Below are 26,614 nucleotides of genomic sequence, written 5' to 3' on the forward strand. Positions count from 1 at the left end.
AGGGGACGGCGCCGTCGTCGTATGCGAGGGCTCAGGCCCCGATACCGCGGATGGGCGGGTGGTGGAACGTGTCGCCGAAGGCGCGCTCCGAGGCTCCCTCGCGGTCGAGGTAGGGCGAGGCCCCACCGTCGATGAAGGGCCACCCGGCGCCGAGGATGAGGCACAGGTCGATGTCCTGCACCTCGGGCACCACACCCTCGTCGAGCATGATCTCGATCTCCTGGGCCAGGCCGTCCTGCACGCGGGCGAGGATCGTCTCGGGCGCGACAGGGGTCTTGCCGATGACGAGCACCTTCTGAGCGGCCTTGGTCCAGCCGGTCACCCGACCGCCCTTGTCCTTCTCGACGACCTCGGGGAGAGCTGCGAGCTCGTGGAAGTTCTCCGACGAGAAGAACCGCTCGGGGAACGCGTGCGCCATCGTGTCCTGCACGTGGGCGGCGACCTTCCAGCCAACGAGGTCGATCAACTGGAACGGCCCCATCGGCAGCCCGAGGGGCGCGAACGCCTTCTCGACGACCGTGATCGGCGTTCCTTCGTACACCGCGCGCGCGGCCTCTCCCATGACTTTGGCCAGGAGGCGGTTGACGACGAATCCGGGGGCGTCGGCGGTGAGCACGGCGTTCTTGCCGAGACCCTTCGCGACCACGAAGGCCGTCGACAGCGCCGCGTCGGAGGTGGCATCCGTCTTCACGACCTCGATCAGCGGCATGACCGCGACGGGGTTGAAGAAGTGGAAGCCCACCAGGCGCTCGGGGTTCTGCAGCACCGAACCGATCTCGGCGACCGAGAGCGACGAGGTGTTGGTGGCGAGGATCGCGTCGTCGGCGACGATCTTCTCGATGGCGGAGAAGACCTCCTGCTTGACGCCCACCTCTTCGAACACGGCCTCGATGACGAAGTCGCAGTCGGCGAACTCGCCGCGGTCCGTCGTTCCGTGCACGAGGGCGCGCAGCTCGTTGGCGGTGTCGCCGTCCAGGCGCCCTTTCGCCTCGAGCTTGCCGATCTCCTCGCGGATGAATGCCACGCCCTTGTCGACGCGGCCCTGATCGAGGTCGGTGATGATCACGGGCACGCGCAGCTTCCGCACGAACAGCAGAGCGAACTGCGACGCCATCAGGCCGGCACCGATCACGCCGACCTTGGTGACCTTCTTCGCGAGCGCCTTGTCGGGGGCCCCGACCGGACGCTTGGCGCGCTTCTGCACGAGGTCGAAGGCGTACATGGATGCCGCGAACTGATCGCCCGTGATGAGGTCGGCCAGGGCCTCGTCCTCGCGCGCGAAGCCCTCGGCCTTCGTACCGCTCTTGGCCTTGTCGAGCAGGTCGAGTGCGACGTAGGGGGAGCGGGGCACGGTGCCGATCTTGGACTCGAGCATGCCGCGGGCCATCCTGATCGCGATGGGCCACTTGGTCAGCCGTTCGAGCTTGCCCGGCTCGTTCTTCCGCTCGACGCGGACCCGACCGGTGAGCACGCCGTCGGCCCAGCGCAGCGAGTCCTCGAGGTAGGACGCCGCCGGGAAGATGGCATCCATGATCCCGAGGTCGAAGGCCTGCTGCGGCTTGAGCATGCGGTTCTGCTTGAGCGGGTTCGAGATGACGACCTCGAGGGCGTTCTCGATGCCGATGAGATTCGGCAGCAGGTAGGCGCCGCCCCAGCCGGGAATGATGCCGAGGAACACCTCGGGCAGCGCGACGGCCGCGGCCGAGGCGTCGACCGTGCGGTAGGTCGAGTTCAGCGCGATCTCGAGACCGCCGCCGAGCGCGAGCCCGTTGACGAACGCGAAGGAGGGCACACCGAGCTCCGAGAGCGATCCGATGACCTGGTGACCGCGCTGCGCGATGAGGCGGGCGACGTCCTTCGAGGGCAGCTTCGCGACGTCGGACAGGTCGGCGCCGGCGGCGAGGATGTACTGCTTGCCGGTGATCGCGACCGCGTGGATCTCGCCCTTCGCGGCACGCTCCTTCAGCGTCTCGAGCGTGCGCCCGAGCTCGGCGAGGGTCGCCGGGCCCAGCGTGTTGGGACGCGTGTGATCACGCGCGTTGTCGAGCGTGATCAGCGCGAGGACGTTGCCCGAGGGCAGACGCACGTCGCGGACGGGGGAGTGGGTCACCACCTCGTCGCCGGTGAGGGCGTCGAGCGGGCTGAAGTCGATCGAGGTGTAGTCGGTCACTTGCGCTTCTTCTTTCCGTCGAAGAACGGGTTCTCCCAGATGACCGAGCCGCCCTGGCCGAGGCCCACGCACATGGCGGTGAGGCCGTAGCGCACGTCGGGACGCTCGGCGAAATGCGCTGCGAGCTGGATCATCAGGCGGACTCCGGATGCCGCGAGCGGGTGGCCGAGGGCGATCGCGCCGCCCCAGGGGTTCACGCGCGGGTCGTCGTCGGCGATGCCGAAGTGGTCGAGCAGCGAGATCACCTGGATGGCGAATGCCTCGTTCAGCTCGAACAGGCCGATGTCGTCGATCGTGAGACCGGCCTTCTTCAGGGCCTTCTCGGTCGAGGGGATCGGGCCGATGCCCATGATCTCGGGTTCGACGCCCGCGAAGGCGAACGAGACCATCCGCATCTTGGGAGCGAGGCCGAACTCCTTCACCGCGTCGGCTCCGGCGAGCAGACTGATGGTCGCACCGTCCGTGAGGGGCGACGACGTACCGGCGGTGACGCGGCCGTGCGGACGGAACGGCGTCTTGAGCGTCGCGAGACCCTCGACGGTGGTCTCGGGACGGCGACCCTCGTCCTCGGTCGCGAGGCCCCACGCGCCGTCGGCATCCTTCACCGCGACGGGCACCAGGTCGGGCTGGATCTTGCCCGCGTCGTACGCGGCCTGCACCTTGTGCTGGCTGGCCGCGCCGAAGCGGTCGGCGCGCTCCTTGGTCAGGTGGGGGAAGCGGTCGTGGATGCGCTCGGCGGTGACGCCCATGTTCAGCGCGCCCGGGTCGACCAGCTTCTCGGCGACGAAGCGCGGGTTGGGGTCGACGTTGCCGCCGATGGGGTGGCGTCCCATGTGCTCGACACCGCCTGCGAGGGCGAGGTCGTACATGCCGACGCCGATCGAGGCACCCATCGTGGTCACGCTCGTCATGGCGCCGGCGCACATGCGCTCGATCGCCAGGCCCGGCACGGTCATCGGCAGACCCGCCAGGATCGCCGCCGTGCGGCCCAGCGTCAGGCCCTGATCACCGGTCTGCGACGTCGCGGCGATCGCCACGTCGTCGATCCGGTCCTTCGGCACGTCGCCGTTGCGCTCCATCAACCCGATGATCGCCTTGACCACGAGGTCGTCGGCGCGGGTGTTCCAGTACATGCCCTTCTCGCCTGCGCGCCCGAAAGGGGTGCGCATTCCGTCGACGAAGAAGACGTCCGTCATCTCGGCCACTCTGCCTCCAGTGTTTGGGATGGTCCCAGCCTAGAAAGGCGGTTTCGCGCCCGAGAATCGGTTGTCCGAACCTACGAATCGGTAGCGGGGACGTCGTCTTCCACATTGAGGGAAGCTACAAAGCTATCCGCGATCACCTGTGCGGTCTGGTCAATCTGCCAGGGGCGCGCGCCCAGGTCGGCGAGGGCGGCGCCGATCGAGTCGGCTGTCATCTCGGCCGGAGGAGCCCACGCCACGCGGCGCAGCGTCTCGGGCGTGAGCAGGTTCTCGGTCGGCATCCGCAGTTCCTCCGCGCGCGCCTCGACGGCGGGCCGTGCGGCCTTCAACCTCCGATCGGCCTCAGGATTGCGGTCGACCCACGCCCGCGGAGGCGGCAGAGTGTCGCTCGGAACACGGTCGGCGGGAAGTTCCGTCGCCTCGCGGCCGGCCACGATGGCATTCCACCACCGATCGAGCTGCGTGCGACTGGCCCGCCCGTTGAACTCCTTCACGCCGGCCAACGCCTGCTTGCTCGCCGGGTCGGCCAGGATGGCCGCCACGAGCGCGCGGTCGGGTACGAGGCGACCCGGCGCGACGTCCTGCTCACGCGCATAGTCCTCACGGGCCTGCCAGAGCGAACGCGCGACGGCGAGGGCACGGCGCCCGCGCACCGCGTGCAGACCACTGAGACGCCGCCAGGGGTCGTCGCGCACGGGTTTGGGGAGGCGCTCGAGCACCGCTTGGAACTCCTGGCGGGCGAACTCCGTCTTCTGTTGCTCTTCGAGCTCGGCGACGAGCACGTCGCGTACGTCGATGAGATGCTCCACGTCGAGGGCGGCGTACTCGAGCCAGGATGCCGGCAGCGGACGCGTCGACCAGTCCGCGGCCGAGTGCGCCTTGGCCAGGGTGATCCCCAACGTCTGCTCGACGACTGCGCCGAGGCCCACGCGCTCGTGGCCGAGCACGCGAGAGCCCAGCTCGGTGTCGAAGATGGATGGCGGCTCGAGACCGCGCTCGCGCAGAGAGGGGAGATCCTGGCTCGCCGCGTGGAACACCCACTCGGTGTCGCCGATCGCCGACTGCAGCGGCGCGAAGTCCTCGATGGTCGACGGGTCGAAGAGGAAGACGCCCGCTCCGCGGCGGAACACCTGGATGAGGTACGCCCGCTGCGAGTAGCGGAACCCCGACGCCCGTTCGACGTCCACCGCGACGGGACCATGGCCCTGCGCCAGTGCCTCGCACGCGGAGCTGAGCCCCGCGGCATCCTCGATGACGATGTACTCAACCACGCGTGGGCCTCCGGGCTCCGAGAACGGCGACACCCTCCGACCCCGGGGGGAGGCCGGCGAGCATGCACACGAGCTCCGCCCACGCCTCGAGGTGCGGGCGGAAGGGACCGCGCGGCGACCATGACGCGCGAAGTTCGATCTGCGACCCCTCGCCCTGCGACGCGAGGGCACCGAAGCCGGTGGAGAGGGTCTTGGTGGCCGTGCCCGACTCGGAATGCCGCTCCGCCCCGCGGGAGTCGAGAGCGTCGATGAGCCACGACCAGGCCACCTCCGCCAGCAGGGGATCGACCCCGATCTCGGGTTCGAGGGGAGCCTGCGCGAAGCACACGATGCGCCAGGCCCCACCCCACGGCTCCGGTTCCTCGGGATCGTGCAGCAAGATGAAACGGCCCGTACCGAAGGGCGAATCCGTGGCGTGCTTCTCGGGTCGCACGTCACCGGCCACCGCCAGCGAGAACGGCGCGAGCCCGGCCGGCGACGGGATCTCGCGAACGACCAGGTCTTCGCGGAAGGTGGTGGCGCGCACCTCTTCGGCTGCCCGCGCGAAGGGGCTGGCGGCCTCCGCCGCGCGCTGGTCACTCACGGCCACAGACTAGAGTGAGGCCTCGATGAACGCTCCCAGGCGCGCCGCAGGTCCGCGCGCAACGCAACGTGGAGCGACCGGCATCCGGGTCGCCCTGTCAGCTCTGAGCCTGACCGTCGCCGCTTCGGCCGCCGTCGTCGGCGCGGTATCGCTCCGCGTCGCCCGCACCGTGGTGCACCCCGCGGGCCGGCAGCCCGACACACGCATCGTGCGCGTCGATTCCGCTGCGCAGACCATCACCCTCGCGCGCACGCCCGACACGGCCCTGCCGGGTCGATACGGCCTTTTCACCGTCGGTTCGGTCGACTATGTGCGCCTCGGCTCCATCGTCGGCGAAGACGACACGACGGTGACGCGCAAGCTGCTCACGCACGTCGCAGCCGACGGCGACCTCGCACCCGAAGCCGCTTTCAGCGGCTGGTACTACGACCGCCCGGAGCAGGTGCACCGCCTGTTCCGCGCCGTCGACATCGACACGGGTGTCGGACCCTGCCCCGCCTGGGAGTTCCCCGCTTCGACAGCGACGGACGTCTGGGTGATCCAGGTGCACGGCCGCGGGACGACGAAGGCCGAGGCGCTGCGCGCGGTCCCCGTCTTCCACGACCTGGGCATCACGAGCCTCCTCGTGTCGTACCGCAACGACGGCGAGGCGCCGCGGAGCGCATCGGGTACCTACGCGCTCGGAGCCACCGAGTGGCGCGATCTCGACGCCGCCATCGGCTACGCACGCCGTCAGGGCGCCCGGCACGTCGTCGTCATGGGGTGGTCGATGGGCGGTGCACTGGCCCTGCAGGTGGCGCTCGAGTCGCCCCATGCCGACGTCATCGTAGGCCTCGTGCTCGAATCCCCGGTCGTCGACTGGCGCACAGTGCTGCGCTTCCACGGGCGTCTCCTGCGGTTGCCCGCGCCCGTGATATCCGTCGCCCAGAGCGCCCTCGCCTCGAACTGGGGCGCGGCCGTCCTCGGTAGTGGCGAGGCCATCCCGCTCGACCGTCTCGACGGTGTCGCGCGCGCGGGGGAGTTGCGGCATCCGATCCTCGTGCTCCACAGCGACGACGACGGATTCGTCCCCTCCGACGCCTCGCACGCCCTGGCCGCCGCCCGCCCCGACCTCGTCACGATGGAGACCTTCCACGTGGCGCGTCATACGAAGCTCTGGAACTACGACGAGACCCGCTGGGTCACCGCCATCGCGGACTGGGTGCGCGCACGGGGCCTCGCACGCGACTGACCCGGATGCCGGCACTCCGCGACCATCGCCGCATCAACCGTGCGCTCCCCGCGGTGGCGCACGGGTCTCTGTGATTCGGGGCGGATTGCGCGTCGCGGGGCGGAGCATTCCCGCCCCAAGCGGCGACAACCGACCCGAATCCGCGCCTGGACGCCAATTGGCGGATACTCGAACCCCGGGTAGGCCCCGGCGGTGGTCAGGCGGCGCGTCTCGCGCCGACCTGGCGCTTCACGCGCATGAGCATGCCCGTCATCCCGGCGATGCGCAGCGGGCTCACGGCGCGCGTGAGCCCGATGCTCTGCGGGAAGTCGTCGGGCACGGCGAGCACCTCGTCGGCGCTGAGCCCCGTGAGCCCCTGCGCGAGGATGCTCGCGAAACCACGCGTGGTCGGCGCCTCGGCGGGCGCCGTCGCGTGCATCGCAACGGTGTCGTCCGTGTCCACCGTGACGATGATGTAGACCGGCGACTGGCACTCGACGACCCGTTCGCGCAACTCGGGATGGTCGGCGTACTCCACCGGCACTTCGGGCAGCTCCTGGGAGAACTCCAGCAGCAACTGCAGCCGATCGGGCTCTTCGAGTTCGAGGAACTCGTCGCGGATCTCGGCGAGGCGGGCGGGGAGGGCGTTGGCGGACATCTCCGTCATCCTCCCACGCCCGTCGCGCGCCGGCTCCTCGGAGGCATCAGCGTCCGGGGACGTCGCCGGGCTCCGTGCCCGACACGATCGGCACGCGCACCGCGCTGCCCCACTCGGTCCAGGAGCCGTCGTAGTTGCGCACGTCGTCGAACCCGAGGAGGTGCCGGAGGACGAACCACGTGTGACTGGACCGCTCGCCGATGCGGCAGTAGGCCACGACCTTGTCACCGTCCTTCAGCCCCGCACCGTCGCGGTAGATGGCATCCAGTTCCGCACGCGACTTGAATCCGCCGTCTTCGGCCACGGCCTTGCCCCAGGGAACGCTCTGGGCGCTCGGGATGTGTCCGGCGCGCAGCGCCCCCTCTTCGGGGTAGGCGGGAGCCGTCGTGCGCTCACCCGAGTACTCCTCCGGCGAGCGGACGTCGATGAGCGGATTGCCGAGGTGGTGGAGCACATCGTCTTTGTAGGCGCGGATGACGGAGTCGTCGCGCTCGACGACCGGGTACTCCGTGGGCTCGACCACCGTCTTGTCGGTCGTGATCGGGCGCCCTTCGGCGATCCACTTGTCGCGTCCCCCGTCGAGCAGGCGCACGTCGTCGTGGCCGAACAGCGAGAACACCCACAGCGCGTACGCGGCCCACCAGTTGTTCTTGTCGCCGTAGATGACGACGGTGTCGTCGCGCGAGATGCCCTTTCGACTCAGCAGCTGGGCGAAGCCCTCGCCGTCGACGTAGTCGCGGACGACCGGGTCGTTCAGCTCCGTGTGCCAGTCCACCTTCACGGCTCCGGGAATGTGGCCCGTCTCGTAGAGCAGCACGTCTTCGTCGGATTCGACCACGACGAGACCCGGCTGGCCGAGGCGCTCCTGCAGCCATTCACCGGTGACGAGACGGCCGGGCTCGGCGTAGTCGGCGAACTTGGGCGAGGTGGTGTCGAACTCGACGGTCACGGGGTCTCCTCGGTCGGGGCGATGGGTGCGGCGGCATAGGCTGGACACCGCACCTTCGACCCTAGATCCGCCGTGTCGGGGCACGCACCCTCCCGTAAGACTTGGACACAGGACGGCCATGACCTCGACTCCCGCAACGACTGGGCTCATCCACCTCACCGAGCGCGAGCCGGCCGTCTCAGGGGCCGAGATGGTCGATGCTCTCGTGCCCCCTCCGCAGTTCGACGGCGCGACCTTCGAGTCGTACCGGGCGGATGCCGCATATCCCTCGCAGCAGGAGGCCAAGGAACTGCTGCAGGCGTTCGCGGGGAGGCAGGCGGCGCCGGCGAAGAAGGGCGGGTTCTTCCGGCGGGCCGAGAAGACGCCCCCGGTCAAACCGGGCGTGTACCTCGACGGGGGCTTCGGCGTGGGAAAGACCCACCTGCTCGCCTCGATCTACCACGCGATGCCCGCCCGCCGGAAGTACTTCGGTTCCTTCATCGAGTACACGGCGCTGGTCGGCGTTCTCGGATACGCGAAGGCCGTCGAGCTGTTCCGCGGCTCCGACCTGCTCTGCATCGACGAGTTCGAGCTCGACGACCCGGGCGACACGATGGTGATGACCCGTCTGCTGGGGGAGCTGGTGGCATCCGGAACACGGCTCGCCGCCACGTCGAACACCCCGCCCAACGCGCTGGGCGAGGGGCGGTTCGCCGCTCAGGACTTCCTCCGCGAGATCCAGTCGATGTCCGACAGCTTCCGCACCATCCGCATCGACGGGACGGACTACCGCCAGCGCGCCATCGACGGCGCGGCCCGCGTGCTCGGTGACGACGAATACCGACAGGCGGTGGATGCCGCCTCCGCCGGGGGAGTGGCATCCGATGACGCCTTCTCGGAGCTCGTGGCTCACCTCGCGCGCGTGCACCCCTCGCGCTTCATCCGCCTCATCGACGGCGTCACCACGATCGGCCTGCGTGACGTGCAGGTGCTGCACGACCAGTCGGCGGCATTGCGCCTGGTCGCGTTCGTCGACCGGGCCTATGACGCGCAGATCCCGATCCGTGCCACTGGCGCACCGCTGAGCAGCGTGTTCAGCGAGGAGATGCTGGGCGGCGGGTACCGAAAGAAGTACCTCCGCGCGGTGTCGCGCATGGTCGCGCTCACGCATTCGTGAGCTACTCATCAGTGGCCTGAAGGTGCGCGAAACGCAGTGTTTACCGGAGTGAGCTCACTGTAACGTGCTCGAAACACGAGGCGAACGACGACGGTAACCGGGAGTGGGAACACTGAGGGGACCCGACGCTTTACCTGCGTCCCTGCAGAGAGGTTCCCTCCGAGATGGATCAAGGCAACACCGCATTCATCCTGATAGCAGCGGCACTCGTGCTGCTCATGACGCCAGGACTCGCGTTCTTCTACGGCGGTCTCGTCAAGGCCAAGAGCGTCATCAGCATGATGATGATGAGCTTCGGCGCCATGGGGCTCATGGGCGTGCTGTGGGTGCTCTACGGGTACTCCATCGCCTTCCCCACCACGGCTGAGGGCACCACTCAGGTGCCGTGGGCGATCGACTTCACGAACTTCAGCCTCGCCGGCGTGCTCGAAGCCCCCGAGGGTGCGGCCTACCCGCCGCTCGCGTTCGTCGCCTTCCAGGCGACCTTCGCCATCATCACCGTCGCCCTGGTCTCGGGCGCCATCGCCGACCGTGCCAAGTTCGGCGCGTGGATGGTCTTCGCCGCCATCTGGGCCACGGTCGTCTACTTCCCGGTCGCCAGCTGGGTCTTCAACTTCGGCCTCGCCGAGGACGGCTCGTTCGCGTACGGCGGATGGATCACCCACGGTCTGCAGGACGTGTTCGGCGTCGGCGCGATCGACTTCGCCGGTGGTACCGCGGTCCACATCAACGCCGGTGCCGCGGCCCTCGCCCTCGCCCTGGTGCTCGGCAAGCGCGTCGGCTTCCAGAAGGGTGCTCACGTCCCCCACAACCCGCCGTTCGTGCTCCTCGGCGCCGGCCTGCTGTGGTTCGGCTGGTTCGGCTTCAACGCGGGTTCCGAGCTCGCCGCCGACAACACCGCCGCCCTCGCGTTCGTGAACACGATCGCCGCTCCCGCAGCCGCTCTGCTCGCCTGGTTGATCGTCGAGAAGGTCAAGGACGGCAAGCCCACCTCGGTGGGTGCCGCCTCGGGTGCCGTCGCCGGTCTCGTCGCCATCACCCCCGCGTGCGCCTCGCTCACGCCGTTCTGGGCTATCGTCCTCGGCCTGGTCGCGGGCGCGGTGTGCGCCCTCGCGATCGAACTGAAGTTCAAGCTCGGCTTCGACGACTCGCTCGACGTGGTCGGCATCCACCTCGTGGGTGGTCTCATCGGAACGCTGTACCTCGGCTTCTTCGCCAACGGCTCGGGCCTGATCTACAGCGGCTCGCTCAACCAGCTGCTCGTGCAGGCCATCGCCGCCTTCACGGTGCTGATCTACTCGTTCGTGCTCGCCTTCATCATCGGCTTCGCGGTCGACAAGACGATCGGCTTCCGCGTGAAGAACGAGGACGAGATCGCCGGCATCGACACCGTCGTGCACGGCGAAGAGGGCTACGTGCTCTCCGACACCCGCGGCTGATCCGCTTCACCCCGAACGGGGCGTCACCGATTCGTCGGTGACGCCCCGTTCTTCGTGTCTAGGGTGGGCGGTATGGGAACCGCCTCACGTCTGATCTCCGCCGTGCTGGGCCTGCTGCGCCCGTCCGCCCCGCAGGCGCGTCCCGCGGCGACCCGGCCGACATCCGCCCGGCCCGCGCCGGGAAGGGCCTCGGAACGCCCCGTGGCACCGCGGGGGAGCGAGACGGTCGAGATCGACCCACCGCGACGGCTGACATTGGCGTACGCCCCCCGACGGGACAACGCTCCCGACGGCGGCGAGATCGTCTGGACCTGGGTGCCGTACGAGGAGCGCGACGGGCGCGGCAAGGACCGCCCCGTGCTCGTCATCGGGAGAGCGGATGCCACCCGCTCCTACGCCGTGCGCCTGACCAGCAAGCCGCACGACGGCGACCGGCAATACCTCGCGCTCGGCACGGGGGAGTGGGACCCGCAGAGACGCCCCTCGTGGGTCGACGTCGAGCAGGTCTATCTCGTGCACGACGCGGGCATGCGCCGCGAGGCGGCGGCCCTGGACCGCAAGAGATTCGACACCGTTGCCGCGGCCCTGGCGGCACGCTACGGATGGGCCCGGAGCTGAGGAAGCTTTCGCTTCATCTCCCGGCGGCGACCGCGGCATCGGCGGCCTCGGCCAGCCACGGCTCGAGGGATGCCGCGAAGGTCGCCGTGAGGTGGTCGGGGTCGCGATAGACGTCTACCCCTCCCACGACGGGAGAGCACGTCCGGTCGTCGCAGTACACGTCGCTGAAATCCACGATGTGCACGGTCTCCGACCCCGCGGCCGCGGCGACGAACGCGTCCACCGCCGGCAGTGCGGCGCGGCGGTCGACGAGGCACGCCGCCACCGGCCGGTTCAGGAGACAGACGTTGGGATTCGCCTGCACCGACGGGTTGTCCGCAATGGCGAGCAAGGGAATGCCCCGAGCGACGAGGGGAGCCCACGCCGATCGGAACCCCTGCTCCGCGGCATCCGCCTCGGAAGGATGCCCCTCCACGGCGTAGGAGGTCCCTCCGAAGGCGGAGGTGACGACGAGGGCGGGTGCCTTCGTCGCGAGGATGCCGTCCACCTCCGCACGCCACACCGAACACGCTCTGCCGAACGGGCCGTCATCGGCGAGCGGCGTCGAGCTCCACGGACATCCACCCTTCAGCAGGGCGGTCAACCGCCATCCCCGCTTCTCGGCGATGTTCGCCAGAACGTCGACGTATTGGAACGCGTGGCTGTCGCCGATCAGGATGATCTCAGGCGCAGCAGCATCCGCGGACCCGAAAGAGCAAGGGCGCGCCTCACTCTCGTCGTACGACACCAGGCAGGTCCGGTCCGATGGTCCGTCCATCCCCGCCGCTGCAGGAGACGGCGTGAAGGAGTCGAAACGGGCCGACGCGCAGGCCGGGTCTTTGATCGCCGCGGCGGCGGAGCACGGCGCGGGAGCAGCGTGGGCGGCGCTGATCTCGGCGCGCGCCTGCTGGTAGCGCGGGAGCACCGCCAGCCCCGCTCCGGCGGTGACGACGACCGCGACCGCCATGGCGGCCGCGGTGAGCCACAGCGTGCGGCCCGCCGGCCTGTGCACGAGGACGGGGAGCGCCCGCATCGGCTCCTCGACCCAGCGCCGGGTCGCCCACGCCATGCCGACGCACACCACCAGCAGCAGCAGACGTTGCAACAGGTCGCCCGTCCAGAACGGCAGCGAGGGAGCCGTGAGCAGAAGGGGCCAGTGCCAGAGGTAGAGACTGTACGACACGGAGCCCAGGAACGAGAACGGTGGGAGCGTGATCACCGCCGTGGCGGCCCATGGCCGGCGCTCGGGGCCGGCCATGATCACCATCGCCGTCGCGATGACCGGGACGAGGGCGAGGTATCCCGGGAAGCGGAGCGTGCCGTTCAGCAGGTAGAACGACGCGAGGAGCACGCCGAGTCCCACCCACCCCAGGACGACACGGAAGATGCGGGAACGCACGCGCAGGGCCGGGAGCAGCGCGAGCAGTGCGCCCACGCCGAATTCCCAGACGCGCGTGAACGTCGTGAAGTACGCGGCAGCGGGACTCACGGCGGTGAACCACACGCATCCGACGAAGCTGAGGGCGGTCGTCAGCCCCACCGTGACGATGAGCATCCGCCCACGAGCGCGTGCGACGCGACGCGCCAGGACCACCGCGCCGATCAGCAGAAGCGGCCAGACCACGTAGAACTGCTCCTCGACCGAGAGCGACCAGTAGTGCTGTGAGAGCGACGGATCTCCCGAGTGGCCGAGGTAGTTCGCGGACGTTGCGACGAGGTACCAGTTCTCGACGTAGAAGATCGACGCCACGATCTCCTTCAGTCGTGACGGTGCTTCGGAGACGGGGACGAACCAGGGTGTCGCGATCACGACCGCGCAGAAGGCGAGGACGACGAGGGCGGCGGGCAGGAGCCGGCGAGCCCGTCTCGCCCAGAATGCGGCGAGCCTGACGGTTCCGGTCGTCTCGATCTCGCGGGCGAGGTGCGAAGTGATCAGCAGCCCCGAGATGACGAAGAAGACGTCGACTCCGGCGAACCCGCCGGGCAGCGCACCGGGCCAGACGTGGAAGACCACGACGGCCAGGACGGCGACCGCGCGCAGACCCTGCACGTGGGGGAGGAAGCTGTGAGCGGGAGCGGCGACGCGAGCGTCGGCGTCGGACACGAGGGCAGGCACCCGCGCAGCCTAAGGAGCGACGCGCACCCGTCCAGATGGCCGTCGATCAGTCCGAGTCTGTTGAATCACGATCGTGCGGCGGGGGAGTGGTGCCCGACGCCGCGACAGAGCACCATCCTCAGCCCTCAGGGCCGCGTGAGGGATCTCGCCGCCATGCTGAGCGCTTGCCCGGCACGGCCGCCCGATTCACCCTCAGCCTCACCCATGATCTGACGGTCTCGACGCGGATCGACGCCGAGTTGCTCGAGGTCACCCGCAAGCTGCGGGTCGGGTAGCGAAACGACGAGAGCCCCCGGCGAACCGGGAGCTCTCTGTGGTGGGCGATACCAGACTCGAACTGATGACCTCTTCCGTGTGAAGGAAGCGCGCTACCAACTGCGCCAATCGCCCGCATCCCGTGCGGGACTCATCGATCGTACCGGATGCCGGGAGGTGCTTCAGACCATACCGTCGAGACACTCCCGGGCCGCGTCTGGTTTTGCGCGGACGCGGAGATCGGGTAATGTCTTACGAGTGCCCGGGGGAAACGCCGGGAACGAAATGCGGATGTAGCGCAGTTGGTAGCGCACAACCTTGCCAAGGTTGGGGTCGCGAGTTCGAGTCTCGTCATCCGCTCGAGTGGAGGGATCTCCGTCTGGGAAACCAGCGGGGCATCACGACACGTGGGTCGAACCACACACGGTGGCGTGGCCGAGCGGCTAGGCACCGGCCTGCAAAGCCGTTTACACGGGTTCGAATCCCGTCGCCACCTCAACTCATAAGAGAACAGCCTGTACAGGCGCGATTGGCGCAGCGGTAGCGCGCTTCCCTGACACGGAAGAGGTCACTGGTTCGATCCCAGTATCGCGCACCGATAAAAACCCCCGGTTCGCCGGGGGTTTTTTGGTTTCGCCGACCTTCTGGCCGTCCACTGACGTCACGCACGCCGACCGAGCCACAGGGCGCCTCAGCTCGGGCGTCGACTCAGGCAGCTCGCCGTGGCGGGGTTTCGAGCACTCGTGATGCGGCGGTCGGCGGTGACGGTTCTCGAGCATGCGTGCAGAGCGCCGCGCGCGGGGCGGGAGAATGCGCCATCGCCAGGTCTCGAGCGGCTCGGAACGCGGGGTCTCGGGACACTCCGCCTCGGCGCGTGACAGCCGTCACGTCGTCGGCCCTGGCGAGAGTCGCGCCACGACCGCGGCTGGCAATTCCTGCCCTGAGGGGGAACGCCACTCGATCACCGCGACGCACGGCCTGCGGGAGAGTGTCGCCCCCGCCGCCAGTAAGGGGGGCTGCGGAGTGCCTGGCGGCGGGGACAGATAAAAGCTATCCCATGTCCGCCAAATGGGGGACACGAAATCGCCCATCTTGATCGGGTCCTCAGAAGATGTTGAGCTTGCCGCCACCGCGTCGTGTCGGGCTGCAAACTGATCGTCCCCGCCGCAGCTGGAACGGGTGTGGGGTCTACCGAGCGGCGGGGACACCTCGAAAATAGGGCAGCAGCGGGGCCTGGTGCGGACGCGCCGTCGACCCTTGCGCCTTCCTTGTGCTCATCTTGAGGTTCGCCGCCCTCAGTTCGCGGGGGAGACCCGCATCGATCCTCCCCTCGCCGGCGATCCGGCCGAATACGGCCAGTAGCCTGAATGCCATGACTGTTCCCGACACCCTGTGGCGTGAGATCGCGGCATCCCCGTTCGTCTCTCTCGGCACCTATCGCCGCAACGGCGCGCTGGTGGCCGTGCCGGTGTGGATCGCGCGCGACGGAGATGAACTCGTGGTCACCAGCGAGCGAACGACGGGCAAGGTGAAGCGCCTGCGAAACGACGGTCGGGTGACCCTCCGCCCCTGCAGCCGGATGGGCGCGGTCGAACCGGACGCCATCACGGTCGAGGCCAGAGGCCGGATCACGGGTCCCGCCACCGACGACGAACGGGCCGACAGCGCACTGCGCCGCAAGTACGGACTGCAGTATCGGGCCATCCTCGGGTTCGAGTCGCTGGTGCGTCGCGTGCAGCGCAAGCCCGGCGACCGCGTCATCATCCGCATCTCCCGCTCCGCCTGACGACCGCGCGCGTGCCGACGCGATGAGCGCTGTCCGGAATGCGATAGAGCCCGCGCGGGGGTTTGCGAGCGCCGCGGTCGCGCGAGACAGTCTTAAGACGAATCAGCGGTCGTCGTCCCCGGGTTCCGTGCCCTCCGCTCGCTCGAGTCGCGGGCGGCGACGACGACCTCGTTGGGGGGGCACCGTGGGCAAGTTCATCTACGACGGCGACATCAAGGTCGATTTCGAGGACCGGCTGCTCGCTCATCTACAGGCCGTGATCATGGCCAAGGTCCGTCGCGGAGAGAGCTTTCCCTTCACGTGGAAAGACGAGATCAGCACCGGCGGCGGACGGACCACCGTCTACATCCATCCCCACGTCTCGCTGGTGTTCAAGTACCACGGCAGCCGGTCACCGCAGTTGAGTCCTGCCTGGCTCCACGCCCTGACCTACAACGCGAATTCGGGCCGCGGCTTGTACGTCATCCCGGAGCCCGACGACGTCGCTCCGCGCGAGAGTCAGCGACGCGAAGAGATGGTGTTCCGCGAGGTGCCGAACGACCAGGCACCGGCGCCCTCCGTGCCCTGATCGGGGAATGCATCGCGGCGCCCCTGGTTGTGTCGGGTGTGAGCGATTGGATGCAGGCCAAGCCGTATTTCGAGACCGATGCCATCGCGCACCTCGCGACGGTGATGCGCGACGGATCCCCGCATTCGGTCCCCCTCTGGGTGGGCGTCGAGGGGGACAGGCTCGCGATCTTCACCGAGGTGGACGCCCTGAAGGATCGCAACATCCGCCGTGACCCGCGTGTCGCGATCTCGGTGACCGGTGCCGAGAATCCCTACGCGATGGCCTTCGTTCGCGGAGTAGCGATCGAGCGCATCGAGGGCGCCGACGCACTGCCCTATGTCGATCGCATCGCCGCCGTGTACACGGGCGCTCCGTACGAAATGCGCGAGGGTCTCGCTGTGTGGCTCATCGAACCTCGGAAGGCCTGGGCGCGCGCGTACGAGGATTGAGCGGCCGCGCTAGGGCGGTCGATGGAGACCGGGGCACGCCAGGTCACCGCCCGAGCGGCAGCACGCCCAGCAGCACGATCAACGGCGCGATCACGGCGCCGAGCACGATGAAGCGGCTCCATCGCACCTCGACCCCGGCCGCCACGAGGCGCTCGTGCCACAGCAGTGTGGCCAGCGACGCCCACGGCGTGACGATGGGGCCGGCGTTCACGCCGACGAGTAAGGCCGCGAGACGGGCGGGCGAGCCCGCCACCGACTCCAGCGCGAGGTAGGCCGGAAGGTTGTTGATCCCGTTCGCCGCAAGAGCGCCCACCCCGGCGAGCTGCCACAGGGAGACCAGGTCGTCGCCCGTCCCGGCGAGCACGGACGTCACCTGCCCGATGCCCAGTGCCTCCAGCGCTCCGACGGCGAGGAACAGGCCCCCTGCGAACACCAGCAGGGACCACGGGATCAGACGGATGCCGAGGGCCCGCGGCGCCCGCCACGCGAAAGCCACCACGAGCACGACCGCGGCGCCGAGTGCCGGCATCCACGGTTCGAGACCGACCACGAGCAGGGGGAGGAGCGCGAGCGTCACGACACCCGCGACCCGCAGGAGCAGCGGGTCGGAGACGGTGGGAGGGGCAGCATCCGGGTACGTCTTGGGGAGCCGGCGCAGGAAGACCAGCGTCAGCACCACGACCGAGACCGCGATCGCGATCAACGCCGAGGGACCCAGCAGGGCGAGGAACGCGATCGGGTCGTGTCCGCCGCCGAGGGCCTCGGACGCCAAGAGGTTGGTGAGATTCGACACCGGCAGCACGAGCGAGGCGGTGTTCGCCAGCACCACCGTGACGAATGCGAAGGGCAGAGGGTCGAGCTTCCGTGCCACCGCCATCGAGATCACGACCGGCGTGAGCAGAACCGCGGTGGTGTCCAGTGAGAGGAACGCCGTCGCCGCCGTCGCCAGCGCCACCACGAGCACCCACAGCCAGACCGTGCGGCCCCGAGCGATCCGGGCGAGCCGCGCCGCGACCACGTCGAACAAGCCCGCTTTCGACGCCAGCTCGGCGACCACGGTGACGGCGACCACGAAGAGGAGGATCGGCCACACCCGGTCGGCGACGGCGAGGGCATCGCCCGTGGGGAGGGCGCCGGTGAGCAGCGCGACGATCCCGAGGATCCAGAGCACGCCGCCGATGATGGCCAGAGTCACCGCTCCACTATGGGGCACGTCCGGTGCGGTCGAGACCATGCCCGCCCGGTAGCCTGGAATCGACCCCTTCAGGAGATGTGCTGTGACTGATTTCCCCGCCGATGGCTTCGCCCTCTTCCCCGACCGTTCGGTCGTCGCGCTGCGCGTGAACGGAGAGCTGAAAGACCTGGCCACGACAGTGACGGCCGACGACGCCGTAGAACCGGTCACGATCGACAGTGCCGACGGTCTCTCGATCCTGCGGCACTCGACCGGCCACGTGCTCGCCCAGGCCGTGCAGCGGGTCAAGCCCCAGGCCAACCTCGGCATCGGTCCGCCCGTCACCGACGGCTTCTACTACGACTTCCAGGTCTCCGAACCCTTCACCCCCGACGACCTCAAGGTCATCAAGAAGGAGATGGAGCGCATCGTCCGCGAGAACCAGCGGTTCGTGCGTCGCGTCGTCACCGACGACGAGGCCCGCGCCGAGCTCGCCGATGAGCCCTTCAAGCTGGAGCTGATCGGCCTCAAGGGCGGGTCCGCCGAGGCCGCCGAGGGTGCATCCGTCGAGGTCGGAGCCGGAGAGCTGACCATCTACGACAACGTCACCCGCGACGGCGAGACCGCGTGGAAAGACCTCTGCCGTGGGCCGCACGTGCCCGGAACGCGCCTGATCGGCAACGGGTGGGACCTCACCCGCATCGCGGGCGCCTACTGGCGCGGCAGCGAGAAGAACCCCCAGCTGCAGCGCATCTACGGCACCGCGTGGCCGACCAAGGACGAACTGCGCGCCTATCAGCACCGTCTGGAAGAGGCCGCGAAGCGCGATCACCGCAAGCTCGGCAAAGAGCTCGACCTCTTCTCGTTCCCCGACGAGATCGGTCCGGGGCTCAGTGTGTTCCACCCCAAGGGCGGCATCATCCGCTACGAGATCGAGCGTTACATGCGCGAACGCCTGCTGGCCAGCGGCTACGAGGTCGTGAACACCCCGCACATCACCAAGGGCGACCTGTTCATGACCAGCGGTCACCTCCAGTGGTACGCCGACGGCATGTACCCCCCGATGGTGCTCGACGAGGTCGTGGATGCCGACGGGCACGTGTCGCGCGAGGGCCAGGAGTACTACCTGAAGCCCATGAACTGCCCCTTCCACAACCTGATCTTCCGCTCGCGCGGACGCAGCTATCGTGAGCTGCCGCTGCGCCTGAGCGAGTTCGGGTCGGTCTACCGCTACGAGAAGAGCGGAACCCTCGCCGGCCTCACGCGCGTGCGCGGCATGACCCAGGACGACACCCACATCTACGTCACGGCCGACCAGGTCAAGGGCGAGCTCACCCACAGCCTCGACTTCGTGCTGCAGACGCTGCGCGACTACGGCCTGAACGACTTCTATCTCGAGCTCTCGACGAAGGAGGAGGGGAACCCGAAGTTCATCGGCGACGACGCGCTGTGGACCGAGGCGACCGACACGCTGCGCGAGGTCGCCGAGGCCTCGGGCCTCGAGCTCGTACCCGACCCGGGTGGCGCGGCGTTCTACGGCCCCAAGATCTCGGTGCAGGCTCGGGATGCCATCGGCCGCACGTGGCAGATGTCGACCATCCAGCTCGATTTCAACCAGCCCGAGCGCTTCGAGCTCGAGTACACCGGGCCCGACGGCGAGAAGCACCGCCCCGTGATGATCCACCGTGCCCTCTTCGGCTCGGTCGAGCGCTTCTTCGCGATCCTGCTCGAGCACTACGCCGGCGCCTTCCCGGTGTGGCTGGCGCCCGTGCAGGTCGTGGCCGTGCCGGTCGCTGCGGAGTACGGCGACTACCTCCACGGAATCGTCGCCGATCTCAAGAGCAGGGGCGTCCGCGCCGAGGCCGACCACAGCGACGATCGCATGCAGAAGAAGATCCGCACGCACACCACGCAGAAGGTCCCGCTCATGCTGATCGCCGGTGAGCAGGACCGCTCGAACGGCACGGTTTCGTTCCGCTTCCGCGACGGCACTCAGCTCAACGGCATCCCCGTCGACGAGGCGGTGTCCCGAATCACCGGCGCGATCTCCACCCGCACGCTGGTGAACACGGCCGAGGAACTGGCGTGACGAGCGACCCGCCCGCCGCTGCGACGCCGTCCGTTCCCGCGAACGACTCAGCGGCGGGCGAGGCTCCGGTCGACGCCCCCACCACGGATGCCGAGCTCGTCGATGCCATGACCCTTCCGGGGGTGCCGGACGAGTTCCAGCGCCTGTGGACTCCGCATCGGATGGCGTACATCTCGGCCGGGCGCGAGCCGATGGAGAAGAACTGCCCGTTCTGCGCGGCCCCGGACATGTCCGACGAAGACGGCCTGGTCGTCGCGCGCGGCACCACGGCCTACGTCCTGCTCAACCTCTTCCCCTACAACTCCGGGCACCTGCTCGTCTGCCCCTACCGTCACATCGCCACCTACGACCAGGCGACCGACGAAGAGGTCGCGGAGATCGGCGCGTTGACGCAGCGCGGCATGCGCGTGCTGCGCGCGGTGTCGCGCTGCGACGGGTTCAACCTGGGCATGAACCAGGGGGCGATCGCCGGCGCCGGAGTCGACGCGCACCTGCACCAGCACATCGTCCCGCGCTGGGCGTCGGACGCCAACTTCTTCCCGATCATCGCCAAGACCAAAGCTCTGCCCCAACTACTCGGCGACGTCCGCCGTACCGTCGCCGAGGCGTGGGGCGCCTGAGCCGCCACGCGAACCGGGAAGCGTGACTCGCGGCCGGCGCTCCTCCACCGCGTGCGACGAGGGAGCCGCGAACCGCCCGCACCGCGCTTCCCGTCGCCGCTCTCATCGGCGTGCTCTTCGCGACCGCGGGGTGTGCGACGTCGCCGGACCCTCTGGGCGTTAGCGAGGACCGTGAAGGCGAAACACCGCTGGAGGGCGGAGAAAAGTTGGGAGCGATCGGCGGGGACGGGACGCGGGCTCCGCAGACCCGTACGGCGACTGAGACGAGCGCACCCCGCGCACGATGCGCACCGAGGACGTCGTCGGAAAAGACTTTCTGACCCGCGTCCACATTGACCTTGACAGCGCCGTATCCGATGGGACAGGGTGGCCGATAAGCGAAGTGTTAGCGTGAACATGGACGTTCCTGCTTCGCGATGATCGCGTCCCCCCGGCGATATCGTCACCCGATGAGATCGGCGACCCCTGCGTTCCTGTGGCGCGGGGTGGAGGCGCCCCGCTTGTCCGACGCCGCCTCGCCCGGCCGTCCGACGAGCGTCGAAACACCCTCGGATCACCGCGCCGGTGGTCCGACGATCCGAATGGCACACCATGTCACGGACGACGACGTCCCCGACGAAATCCCCCACGACGCGAGGCACGAAGGTGAAAGCGCTCGCCGTCGTCTTCGCATCCCTCGTCATCGGCCTCACGACCCTCGGCGTGGCCACACCCGCCGCGGCCGCCGCGCCGGTCGGTACAGGCTCCAATCAGGAGATCCGCAACCAGCAGAACACCCTCTGCATGGACGACTACGCCTTCAACACCCAACCCGGCGCGGAGGTGCGTCAGTGGACGTGCCTCGAGGGGCAGAACCAGCTATGGGCGGTCACCGACCTCGGCAACGGTTACGCCGAAATCAAGAACCGATACAGCAACCTCTGCCTCGACAACTTCAACTTCGCCACCGCACCCGGATCCGAGGTGCGTCAGTGGACGTGCTCTCGGAACAACGTGCAGCAGTGGCAGTTGGCCGACGCGGGCGGCGGCTGGACCGAGATCCGCAACAGGCACAACAACCTCTGCCTGCAGAGCGTCGCCTCGCCGGTCGACGGTGGTCTGCTTTCGCAGCAGACCTGCAACGGCTCGAGCGTTCAGCGCTGGCGGCTCACCGACCCGAACGTGTCGAAGATGACCTACACGCTGGCCAGGTCGTCGAACCCGTCCGCCGATGAGATCGACGCCTACGCACGCATCACCGACGCGATGGACCGCGCCCTCGCCCGCTACAACAAGTTCAACAACACCCAGCGTCAGCTCTGGGTCTCGTACGACCCGGGCGTGCAGACCGCGGATGCCACCATCTACGGCAACATCCGCTTCGGCGCCAACCGCGGCTTCATGCAGGAGGGCACCGCCCTGCACGAGATCGCACACACCGTTGGTGTGGGCACCGCCTGGAACTTCCAGAGCAAGGTCGACGCGCAGGACTGGCCGGCCGCGGTGCCGCTACTGCGCACGTGGGACGGCCCCGAGGCGCGGATCAATGGCGGGGGGAGCCACATGTGGCCCTACGGTCTGAATTACTCGAACGAGTACTCCGAGCTGAACTTCGACCGCCACGTGCGTCTCGTGCAGGCGATGCACCACGACGGACTCTGACACCTCGAATCCGGCATCACGGCTGCGGGGCCGACCGTTCTGCGAGCGGTCGGCCCCGGAGTCGCCCCGAGCAGAAAGACTCGCGGAGCGCGCAGGGGGCCGGTCAGCGCACCTGCCGTACGCCGAACTGCAGGCGCGGGTGGGCGTAGGCCTCCTGCGATTCGATCAGACGGAGCTCTCGCGACCCCGACTCGTACGTGTTCGTGAGGAGATCGAAGACACTGGATGCCGTGCGCGCGAGCGCGTCGGCCGCATCGCCGCCGCTGCGGCGGTAATGCGCGGTGAAGAGCGCGGCGGTGACGTCGCCCGAGCCGTTGGCCTTCATCGGGATGAGCGGGGTCTGCACGATCCAGGCGCCGTTGTCGTCGACGACCATCATCTCGATGGTGTCGCTCTCGCGGTCGGGGCGCTCGACGCTCGTGACGAGGATGGTCTGCGGGCCGCGGCCTCGCAGCACGTCGGCGGACTCCAGGGTGGAGTCGATGCTCCCGGGCTCGGTTCCCGTCAGGAAGCCCAGCTCGAACTGGTTCGGAGTCAGGATGTCGGCGACGGGCACCACGCGCCCACGGAGCAACTCGGGGATGGCGGGGGCCACGAAGCATCCCGACTTGGCGTTGCCCATGACGGGATCGCACGCGTAGACGGCATCCGGATTCGCCTTCTTCACCCGTGCGACGGTGTCGATGATGACATCGGCGATACCCTCACCGCCCTGGTAGCCCGAGAGCACCACATCGATCTGCGGAAACACCCCGCGGTCCTCGATACCGGCGATGACGGCCGCCACGTCGTCGGGGGAGATGAGCGGACCCCGCCACGCGCCGTAGCCGGTGTGATTGGAGAAGTTGACCGTGTAGACGGGCAGGACCTCGACGCCGATGCGCTGGAGGGGGAAGACCGCGGCGGAGTTGCCGACGTGTCCGTACGCGACGGCGGACTGGATCGAGAGAACCTTCATGCCTCGATCCTTCCACTTCGCACGCCCGAACGACGCGTGCCCGCGGCGACGGCGATGTCGTCGGCGAGGGCCGCGGCCGAGGAATCGTCGAGATCGTGAACGGTGAGCCGGAGGAAGGCCCCCGCGTGATCGGGGGAGAGGAAGAACGGGTCGCCCTCGCGCACGAGCCACCCCCGCCGCATGAGCTCCTCGCGCACCCTCGCCGCTGGAACGGGAAGCGGCACCCACAGGTTGAGCCCGTCACCGGGGGTCGTGGGCAGACCCCGCTCGGTGAGCGCCCGGGCGAACGCGTCGTTGCGGGAGGCGTAGTGCGCGGCGGCGCGCTCGATGTCGCCGCGCACCGCGTCATCGGTCACCAGCGCGAGGGTCAGTCGTTGCAGGATGTGGCTCACCCAGGTGGTGCCCGGAGTCAGACGTACCGCGAGACCGTCGGCGGTGTCGGGATCGGATGCCGTGACGGCGAGGCACGTGTCGGGGCCCAGGAACTTCGACATCGATCGGATGCGCGCCCACCGCCGCTGCGCGGGACCGATGACCGAGTGCAGCGGCGCCCGCGAGAGGAGTGAGAAGTGGTCGTCTTCAATGACGAGCACATAGGGGTGGTCTTCGAGAACGGCGCGCAGGGTCGCCGCGCGCTCGACGCTCAAGCTCGCGCCCGTGGGGTTGTGCGCGCGCGGCGTGCAGATCACGGCCCGCACCCCCGCTTCGAGCGCGGCGCGGAGACCGTCGACGGTCATGCCCTCGGCATCCACCGCGACGGGGACGGCGCGGTATCCGCCGGTACGCACCGTATGAAGGGCGGAGAGGAAGCAGGGATCTTCCAGAGCGACCGCATCGTCACGCTGGAGCGCCTGGGAGAGAAGGCGCTCGATCGCGTCGCTCGCGCCGCTGGTGACGGTGATGCGCACGTCGTCGTGCGGAAGCTGATCGGTCATCCACTCGCGCGCCCAGGCTTCGAGGCCGGGATCGATGACCGGCTCACCGTAGAGCACGGGCCGGGTCGAACGGGCGAGGGCCGCGGTCGGATCCGGGATGAGGGCGGGATCGGGGTTGCCCGTGCCGACGTCGCGCAGCACGGTGTCGGGCGCGTAACCCTCCTGCGCGACCGCGGTGCGGTCGGCTACGCGCGTACCGCCGCGCCCGCGCGCCTCCACGAGGCCCGCCTGCGCGAGCTGCCGATACGCGGCCACCACGGTGTTGCGGTTGACGCCGAGATCGACGGCGACGGCGCGCACCGAGGGCAACAGCGTGCCCGGGGCGAGCTCGCCTCTTTCGATCCGCGTGCGCAGATCGGCGGCGATCCCGGATGCCGAACTGCCGGTCAGATCGATGCTCATACGCCCCCTCGACTCACCATCAGCCTATGTCCTGCGTCATGCTACGGTTTGGCCTAAGCCAATCAACGCGCCACGCGGCGCGGAACCACGCGCCGGAGGGCGCGGAACGGAGTGGACATGACCGACACCGGAACCCCCCGCGTGAAGCGCGGTCTCGCCGAGATGCTCAAGGGCGGCGTCATCATGGATGTCGTCACCGCCGAGCAGGCCCGCATCGCCGAAGACGCCGGCGCCGTCGCCGTCATGGCGCTCGAGCGAGTCCCCGCCGACATCCGCGCTCAGGGCGGCGTCGCACGCATGAGCGATCCCGACCTGATCGACGAGATCATCGCGACCGTCTCCATCCCCGTCATGGCCAAAGCCCGTATCGGCCACTTCGTCGAGGCGCAGATCCTGCAGGAGCTCGGTGTCGACTACATCGACGAGTCCGAGGTGCTCTCGCCCGCCGACTACGTCAACCACATCGACAAGTACGGCTTCACCGTGCCGTTCGTGTGCGGTGCGACGAACCTGGGCGAGGCCCTGCGCCGCATCACCGAGGGAGCGGCCATGATCCGCTCCAAGGGCGAGGCCGGCACGGGCGACGTGTCGGAGGCGACCAAGCACATCCGAACCATCCGCGGTGAGATCAACGCCTTGCGCGCCAAGACCAAGGACGAGCTCTACGTGGCCGCGAAGGAGCTGCAGGCGCCCTACGACCTCGTCGCCGAGATCGCCGAGACCGGAAAGCTCCCCGTCGTCCTGTTCACCGCCGGGGGAGTGGCGACTCCGGCCGACGCCGCCATGATGATGCAGCTCGGCGCCGACGGCGTCTTTGTGGGCTCGGGCATCTTCAAGTCGGGCAATCCCGCCCAGCGCGCCGCCGCGATCGTGAAGGCCACCACCTTCCACGATGACCCGAAGATCGTCGCGGAAGCGTCGCGCGGGCTCGGCGAGGCGATGGTCGGCATCAACGTCGCCGACCTCCCCGCACCTCACCGCCTGGCCGAGCGTGGCTGGTAGCACCCCGCGCGTCGGAGTGCTCGCCCTCCAGGGCGATGTGTGCGAGCACCTGTCGATGCTGACCACCCTCGGAGCCGACGCACGACCCGTGCGTCGGCCCGAGGAACTCGCCGCCGTGGAGGGTCTCGTGCTCCCCGGCGGCGAGTCGAGCGTCATCGACAAGCTCGCTCGCGCCTTCGGACTGTTCGATCCGATTCGCGCGGCGATCGCCGCCGGCCTGCCGATGTACGGCACGTGCGCGGGCCTGATCCTGCTGGCCGACCGCATCGACGGGGCCATCGCCGGACAGCGGACGTTCGGGGGCATCGACGCGCGCGTCGCACGCAACGTCTTCGGCAGTCAGACCGCGTCGTTCGAGACCGATCTCGACGTACCGGCGTTGGGTGAACCCCCCGTGCACGCCGTCTTCATCCGTGCCCCCGCGGTCGTGGAGTGGGGCCCGGCCGCCGTGCCTCTGGCATCCCTTGCCGACGGACGCGTCGTCGCCATCGAACAGGGGGTACTGCTGGGAACGGCGTTCCACCCCGAATCGACGGGAGAGACGCGCCTTCACGAGCGGTTCCTGCAGCACGTGCGCAACCGACGCGGCATCAGCGCCCCCGCATCGTAAACTGGAGAAATGTCCGGACACTCCAAATGGGCCACGACCAAGCACAAGAAGGCGGTCATCGACTCCCGCCGCGCCAAGTCGTGGGCCAAGCTCATCAAGAACATCGAGGTCGCGGCGAAGCTCGGTGGAGCCGACCTCCAGGGCAACCCGACGCTGTTCGACGCGGTCCTGAAAGCCAAGAAGACCTCGGTCCCCAAAGACAACATCGACCGTGCCATCAAGCGCGGTGCCGGCATCGGCGGCGAAGCCGTCGAGTACGCCTCGATCATGTACGAGGGCTACGGCCCCAACGGCGTGGCGTTCCTCATCGAGTGTCTGACCGACAACAAGAACCGCGCCGCCGCCGAGGTGCGCACCGCCCTCAGCCGTAACGGCGGCACCCTCGCCGATCCGGGCAGCGTCGCCTACAACTTCAGCCGCAAAGGCGTCATCGTCGTGCCCGCCGAAGGGACGACCGAAGACGACGTCATGCTCGCGGTCCTCGAGGCCGGCGCCGAAGAGGTCGAGCCGCACGGCGAGGGGTTCGGCGTCATCACCGAGGCCACCGACCTCGTCTCGGTGCGCAGCGCCCTGCAGGAGGCCGGAATCGAGTACGACTCGGCCGACGTCGAGTTCGTCCCCTCGCTGAAGGTGGAGGTCGACGCGGACACCGCGCGCAAGGTGTTCCGCCTCATCGACGCCCTCGAAGACAGCGACGACGTGCAGAACGTCTACACGAACTTCGACCTCACCGCCGAGGTGCAGGCCGAGCTCGAGAACGACGAGTAAGGGCGCGCCCTCGATTCGCACACG

The 26,614-nt window shown here is 68.9% G+C and carries 23 protein-coding genes and 4 tRNA genes; 16 read left to right on the forward strand and 11 right to left on the reverse strand.

What is annotated here, in order from left to right; genetic code table 11:
* Positions 1–31: 31 nt before the first annotated feature.
* The 4 genes from ACTJJP_RS02645 to ACTJJP_RS02660 form a co-directional block, all read right to left on the reverse strand.
* Complete coding sequence (locus tag ACTJJP_RS02645) at positions 32–2,170, reverse strand: 3-hydroxyacyl-CoA dehydrogenase NAD-binding domain-containing protein (protein ID WP_440773485.1); 2,139 nt, start codon at positions 2,168–2,170, stop codon at positions 32–34.
* Entirely contained in the window at positions 2,167–3,375 is a 1,209-nt protein-coding gene (locus tag ACTJJP_RS02650) for a thiolase family protein (RefSeq protein ID WP_440773486.1), read from the reverse strand. Before ACTJJP_RS02650 ends, ACTJJP_RS02645 begins: the two co-directional genes overlap by 4 nt.
* A 71-nt stretch (positions 3,376–3,446) precedes the next feature.
* Positions 3,447–4,643, reverse strand: coding sequence for a ribonuclease D (locus ACTJJP_RS02655; RefSeq protein ID WP_440773487.1), 1,197 nt, complete (start codon positions 4,641–4,643; stop codon positions 3,447–3,449).
* A complete protein-coding gene (locus tag ACTJJP_RS02660) occupies positions 4,636–5,226 on the reverse strand; it encodes a DUF3000 domain-containing protein (RefSeq protein WP_440773488.1) in 591 nt (196 codons plus the stop codon). The genes ACTJJP_RS02655 and ACTJJP_RS02660 overlap by 8 nt, the downstream gene beginning before the upstream one ends.
* 25 nt (positions 5,227–5,251) lie before the next feature.
* On the opposite strand from ACTJJP_RS02660, the gene ACTJJP_RS02665 reads away from it, so the two are divergent.
* Positions 5,252–6,457: an alpha/beta hydrolase family protein gene (locus ACTJJP_RS02665; protein WP_440773489.1), complete on the forward strand. Its 1,206-nt coding sequence runs from the start codon at positions 5,252–5,254 to the stop codon at positions 6,455–6,457.
* Between the two features lie 196 nt (positions 6,458–6,653).
* On the opposite strand, the gene ACTJJP_RS02670 is transcribed toward ACTJJP_RS02665, so the two are convergent.
* Together ACTJJP_RS02670 and ACTJJP_RS02675 are read right to left on the reverse strand one after the other, a co-directional pair.
* On the reverse strand, positions 6,654–7,094 hold the full coding sequence (locus tag ACTJJP_RS02670) for a SufE family protein (RefSeq protein ID WP_440773490.1): 441 nt from the start codon (positions 7,092–7,094) through the stop codon (positions 6,654–6,656).
* A 46-nt stretch (positions 7,095–7,140) separates the two neighbouring features.
* The gene (locus tag ACTJJP_RS02675) at positions 7,141–8,043 is read right to left on the reverse strand and encodes a sulfurtransferase (protein ID WP_440773491.1); all 903 of its coding nucleotides are present in this window, start codon (positions 8,041–8,043) and stop codon (positions 7,141–7,143) included.
* A gap of 118 nt (positions 8,044–8,161) precedes the next feature.
* Between ACTJJP_RS02675 and zapE the strand changes: the two genes are divergently transcribed.
* From zapE to ACTJJP_RS02690, 3 genes are all read left to right on the forward strand, one after another.
* Positions 8,162–9,199, forward strand: coding sequence for a cell division protein ZapE (gene zapE, locus ACTJJP_RS02680; RefSeq protein WP_440773492.1), 1,038 nt, complete (start codon positions 8,162–8,164; stop codon positions 9,197–9,199).
* Between the two features lie 164 nt (positions 9,200–9,363).
* A complete protein-coding gene (locus ACTJJP_RS02685) occupies positions 9,364–10,638 on the forward strand; it encodes an ammonium transporter (RefSeq protein ID WP_440773493.1) in 1,275 nt (424 codons plus the stop codon).
* Positions 10,639–10,710: 72 nt separating this feature from the next.
* Positions 10,711–11,256, forward strand: a complete 546-nt coding sequence (locus ACTJJP_RS02690; protein ID WP_440773494.1) for a type II toxin-antitoxin system PemK/MazF family toxin — start codon at positions 10,711–10,713, stop codon at positions 11,254–11,256.
* Positions 11,257–11,269: 13 nt separating this feature from the next.
* Here the strand turns inward: ACTJJP_RS02690 and ACTJJP_RS02695 are convergent, their stop codons facing one another.
* Both ACTJJP_RS02695 and ACTJJP_RS02700 read right to left on the reverse strand, forming a co-directional pair.
* The gene (locus ACTJJP_RS02695) at positions 11,270–13,351 is read right to left on the reverse strand and encodes an acyltransferase family protein (RefSeq protein WP_440773495.1); all 2,082 of its coding nucleotides are present in this window, start codon (positions 13,349–13,351) and stop codon (positions 11,270–11,272) included.
* Positions 13,352–13,665: 314 nt separating this feature from the next.
* Positions 13,666–13,741 (reverse strand) — tRNA-Val (locus ACTJJP_RS02700).
* A 152-nt stretch (positions 13,742–13,893) separates the two neighbouring features.
* Here ACTJJP_RS02700 and ACTJJP_RS02705 point away from each other — a divergent pair.
* The 6 genes from ACTJJP_RS02705 to ACTJJP_RS02730 all read left to right on the forward strand — a co-directional run bounded on the left by ACTJJP_RS02705 (position 13,894) and on the right by ACTJJP_RS02730 (position 16,391).
* Positions 13,894–13,966: transfer RNA gene (locus ACTJJP_RS02705), tRNA-Gly, on the forward strand.
* A 65-nt stretch (positions 13,967–14,031) separates the two neighbouring features.
* Positions 14,032–14,102 (forward strand) — tRNA-Cys (locus tag ACTJJP_RS02710).
* Positions 14,103–14,129: 27 nt separating this feature from the next.
* Positions 14,130–14,201: transfer RNA gene (locus tag ACTJJP_RS02715), tRNA-Val, on the forward strand.
* 777 nt (positions 14,202–14,978) lie between these two features.
* Positions 14,979–15,392 carry a PPOX class F420-dependent oxidoreductase gene (locus ACTJJP_RS02720; RefSeq protein ID WP_440773496.1) on the forward strand — a complete coding sequence of 138 codons (414 nt, stop codon included), beginning with the start codon at positions 14,979–14,981 and terminating at the stop codon, positions 15,390–15,392.
* Between the two features lie 184 nt (positions 15,393–15,576).
* The gene (locus ACTJJP_RS02725; RefSeq protein WP_440773497.1) at positions 15,577–15,960 is read left to right on the forward strand and encodes a DUF7882 family protein; all 384 of its coding nucleotides are present in this window, start codon (positions 15,577–15,579) and stop codon (positions 15,958–15,960) included.
* A 38-nt stretch (positions 15,961–15,998) separates the two neighbouring features.
* On the forward strand, positions 15,999–16,391 hold the full coding sequence (locus tag ACTJJP_RS02730) for a TIGR03618 family F420-dependent PPOX class oxidoreductase (protein ID WP_440773498.1): 393 nt from the start codon (positions 15,999–16,001) through the stop codon (positions 16,389–16,391).
* A gap of 43 nt (positions 16,392–16,434) precedes the next feature.
* On the opposite strand, the gene ACTJJP_RS02735 is transcribed toward ACTJJP_RS02730, so the two are convergent.
* Entirely contained in the window at positions 16,435–17,586 is a 1,152-nt protein-coding gene (locus ACTJJP_RS02735; RefSeq protein ID WP_440773499.1) for an SLC13 family permease, read from the reverse strand.
* Positions 17,587–17,668: 82 nt separating this feature from the next.
* Here ACTJJP_RS02735 and thrS point away from each other — a divergent pair, with 82 nt between their 5' ends.
* The 3 genes from thrS to ACTJJP_RS02750 all read left to right on the forward strand — a co-directional run bounded on the left by thrS (position 17,669) and on the right by ACTJJP_RS02750 (position 21,915).
* On the forward strand, positions 17,669–19,654 hold the full coding sequence (thrS, locus tag ACTJJP_RS02740) for a threonine--tRNA ligase (protein ID WP_440773500.1): 1,986 nt from the start codon (positions 17,669–17,671) through the stop codon (positions 19,652–19,654).
* Positions 19,655–19,761: 107 nt separating this feature from the next.
* Complete coding sequence (locus ACTJJP_RS02745) at positions 19,762–20,274, forward strand: HIT family protein (RefSeq protein WP_440773672.1); 513 nt, start codon at positions 19,762–19,764, stop codon at positions 20,272–20,274.
* Between the two features lie 645 nt (positions 20,275–20,919).
* The gene (locus ACTJJP_RS02750; RefSeq protein WP_440773501.1) at positions 20,920–21,915 is read left to right on the forward strand and encodes an RICIN domain-containing protein; all 996 of its coding nucleotides are present in this window, start codon (positions 20,920–20,922) and stop codon (positions 21,913–21,915) included.
* A gap of 103 nt (positions 21,916–22,018) precedes the next feature.
* On the opposite strand, the gene pdxY is transcribed toward ACTJJP_RS02750, so the two are convergent.
* Both pdxY and ACTJJP_RS02760 read right to left on the reverse strand, forming a co-directional pair.
* Positions 22,019–22,873, reverse strand: coding sequence for a pyridoxal kinase PdxY (gene pdxY / locus ACTJJP_RS02755; RefSeq protein ID WP_440773502.1), 855 nt, complete (start codon positions 22,871–22,873; stop codon positions 22,019–22,021).
* On the reverse strand, positions 22,870–24,210 hold the full coding sequence (locus ACTJJP_RS02760; RefSeq protein ID WP_440773503.1) for an aminotransferase class I/II-fold pyridoxal phosphate-dependent enzyme: 1,341 nt from the start codon (positions 24,208–24,210) through the stop codon (positions 22,870–22,872). The genes pdxY and ACTJJP_RS02760 overlap by 4 nt, the downstream gene beginning before the upstream one ends.
* 117 nt (positions 24,211–24,327) lie before the next feature.
* Here ACTJJP_RS02760 and pdxS point away from each other — a divergent pair, with 117 nt between their 5' ends.
* From pdxS to ACTJJP_RS02775, 3 genes are read left to right on the forward strand one after another with little or no spacing between them, the layout of a single operon-like run.
* Positions 24,328–25,212 (forward strand): pyridoxal 5'-phosphate synthase lyase subunit PdxS, encoded by an 885-nt coding sequence (gene pdxS, locus ACTJJP_RS02765; protein WP_440773504.1) that lies wholly within the window; start codon positions 24,328–24,330, stop codon positions 25,210–25,212.
* Positions 25,202–25,822: a pyridoxal 5'-phosphate synthase glutaminase subunit PdxT gene (gene pdxT / locus ACTJJP_RS02770; protein WP_440773505.1), complete on the forward strand. Its 621-nt coding sequence runs from the start codon at positions 25,202–25,204 to the stop codon at positions 25,820–25,822. The genes pdxS and pdxT overlap by 11 nt, the downstream gene beginning before the upstream one ends.
* A 9-nt stretch (positions 25,823–25,831) precedes the next feature.
* Entirely contained in the window at positions 25,832–26,590 is a 759-nt protein-coding gene (locus ACTJJP_RS02775; protein WP_183419632.1) for a YebC/PmpR family DNA-binding transcriptional regulator, read from the forward strand.
* The last annotated feature ends 24 nt before the right edge of the window (positions 26,591–26,614 follow it).

The organism is Microbacterium sp. 22296 (assembly GCF_052045385.1).
GTDB lineage: Bacteria > Actinomycetota > Actinomycetes > Actinomycetales > Microbacteriaceae > Microbacterium.

What these genes read in the sequence shown, in the direction of transcription:
- ACTJJP_RS02665 (WP_440773489.1), top strand. Translation starts at nt 5,252, where the DNA reads ATGAACGCTCCCAGGCGCGCCGCAGGTCCGCGCGCAACGCAACGTGGA.
- ACTJJP_RS02670 (WP_440773490.1), bottom strand. Translation starts at nt 7,094, where the DNA reads ATGTCCGCCAACGCCCTCCCCGCCCGCCTCGCCGAGATCCGCGACGAG.
- zapE (WP_440773492.1), top strand. Translation starts at nt 8,162, where the DNA reads ATGACCTCGACTCCCGCAACGACTGGGCTCATCCACCTCACCGAGCGC.
- ACTJJP_RS02685 (WP_440773493.1), top strand. Translation starts at nt 9,364, where the DNA reads ATGGATCAAGGCAACACCGCATTCATCCTGATAGCAGCGGCACTCGTG.
- ACTJJP_RS02690 (WP_440773494.1), top strand. Translation starts at nt 10,711, where the DNA reads ATGGGAACCGCCTCACGTCTGATCTCCGCCGTGCTGGGCCTGCTGCGC.
- ACTJJP_RS02720 (WP_440773496.1), top strand. Translation starts at nt 14,979, where the DNA reads ATGACTGTTCCCGACACCCTGTGGCGTGAGATCGCGGCATCCCCGTTC.
- ACTJJP_RS02745 (WP_440773672.1), top strand. Translation starts at nt 19,762, where the DNA reads ATGACCCTTCCGGGGGTGCCGGACGAGTTCCAGCGCCTGTGGACTCCG.
- pdxY (WP_440773502.1), bottom strand. Translation starts at nt 22,873, where the DNA reads ATGAAGGTTCTCTCGATCCAGTCCGCCGTCGCGTACGGACACGTCGGC.
- ACTJJP_RS02760 (WP_440773503.1), bottom strand. Translation starts at nt 24,210, where the DNA reads ATGAGCATCGATCTGACCGGCAGTTCGGCATCCGGGATCGCCGCCGAT.
- pdxS (WP_440773504.1), top strand. Translation starts at nt 24,328, where the DNA reads ATGACCGACACCGGAACCCCCCGCGTGAAGCGCGGTCTCGCCGAGATG.
- ACTJJP_RS02775 (WP_183419632.1), top strand. Translation starts at nt 25,832, where the DNA reads ATGTCCGGACACTCCAAATGGGCCACGACCAAGCACAAGAAGGCGGTC.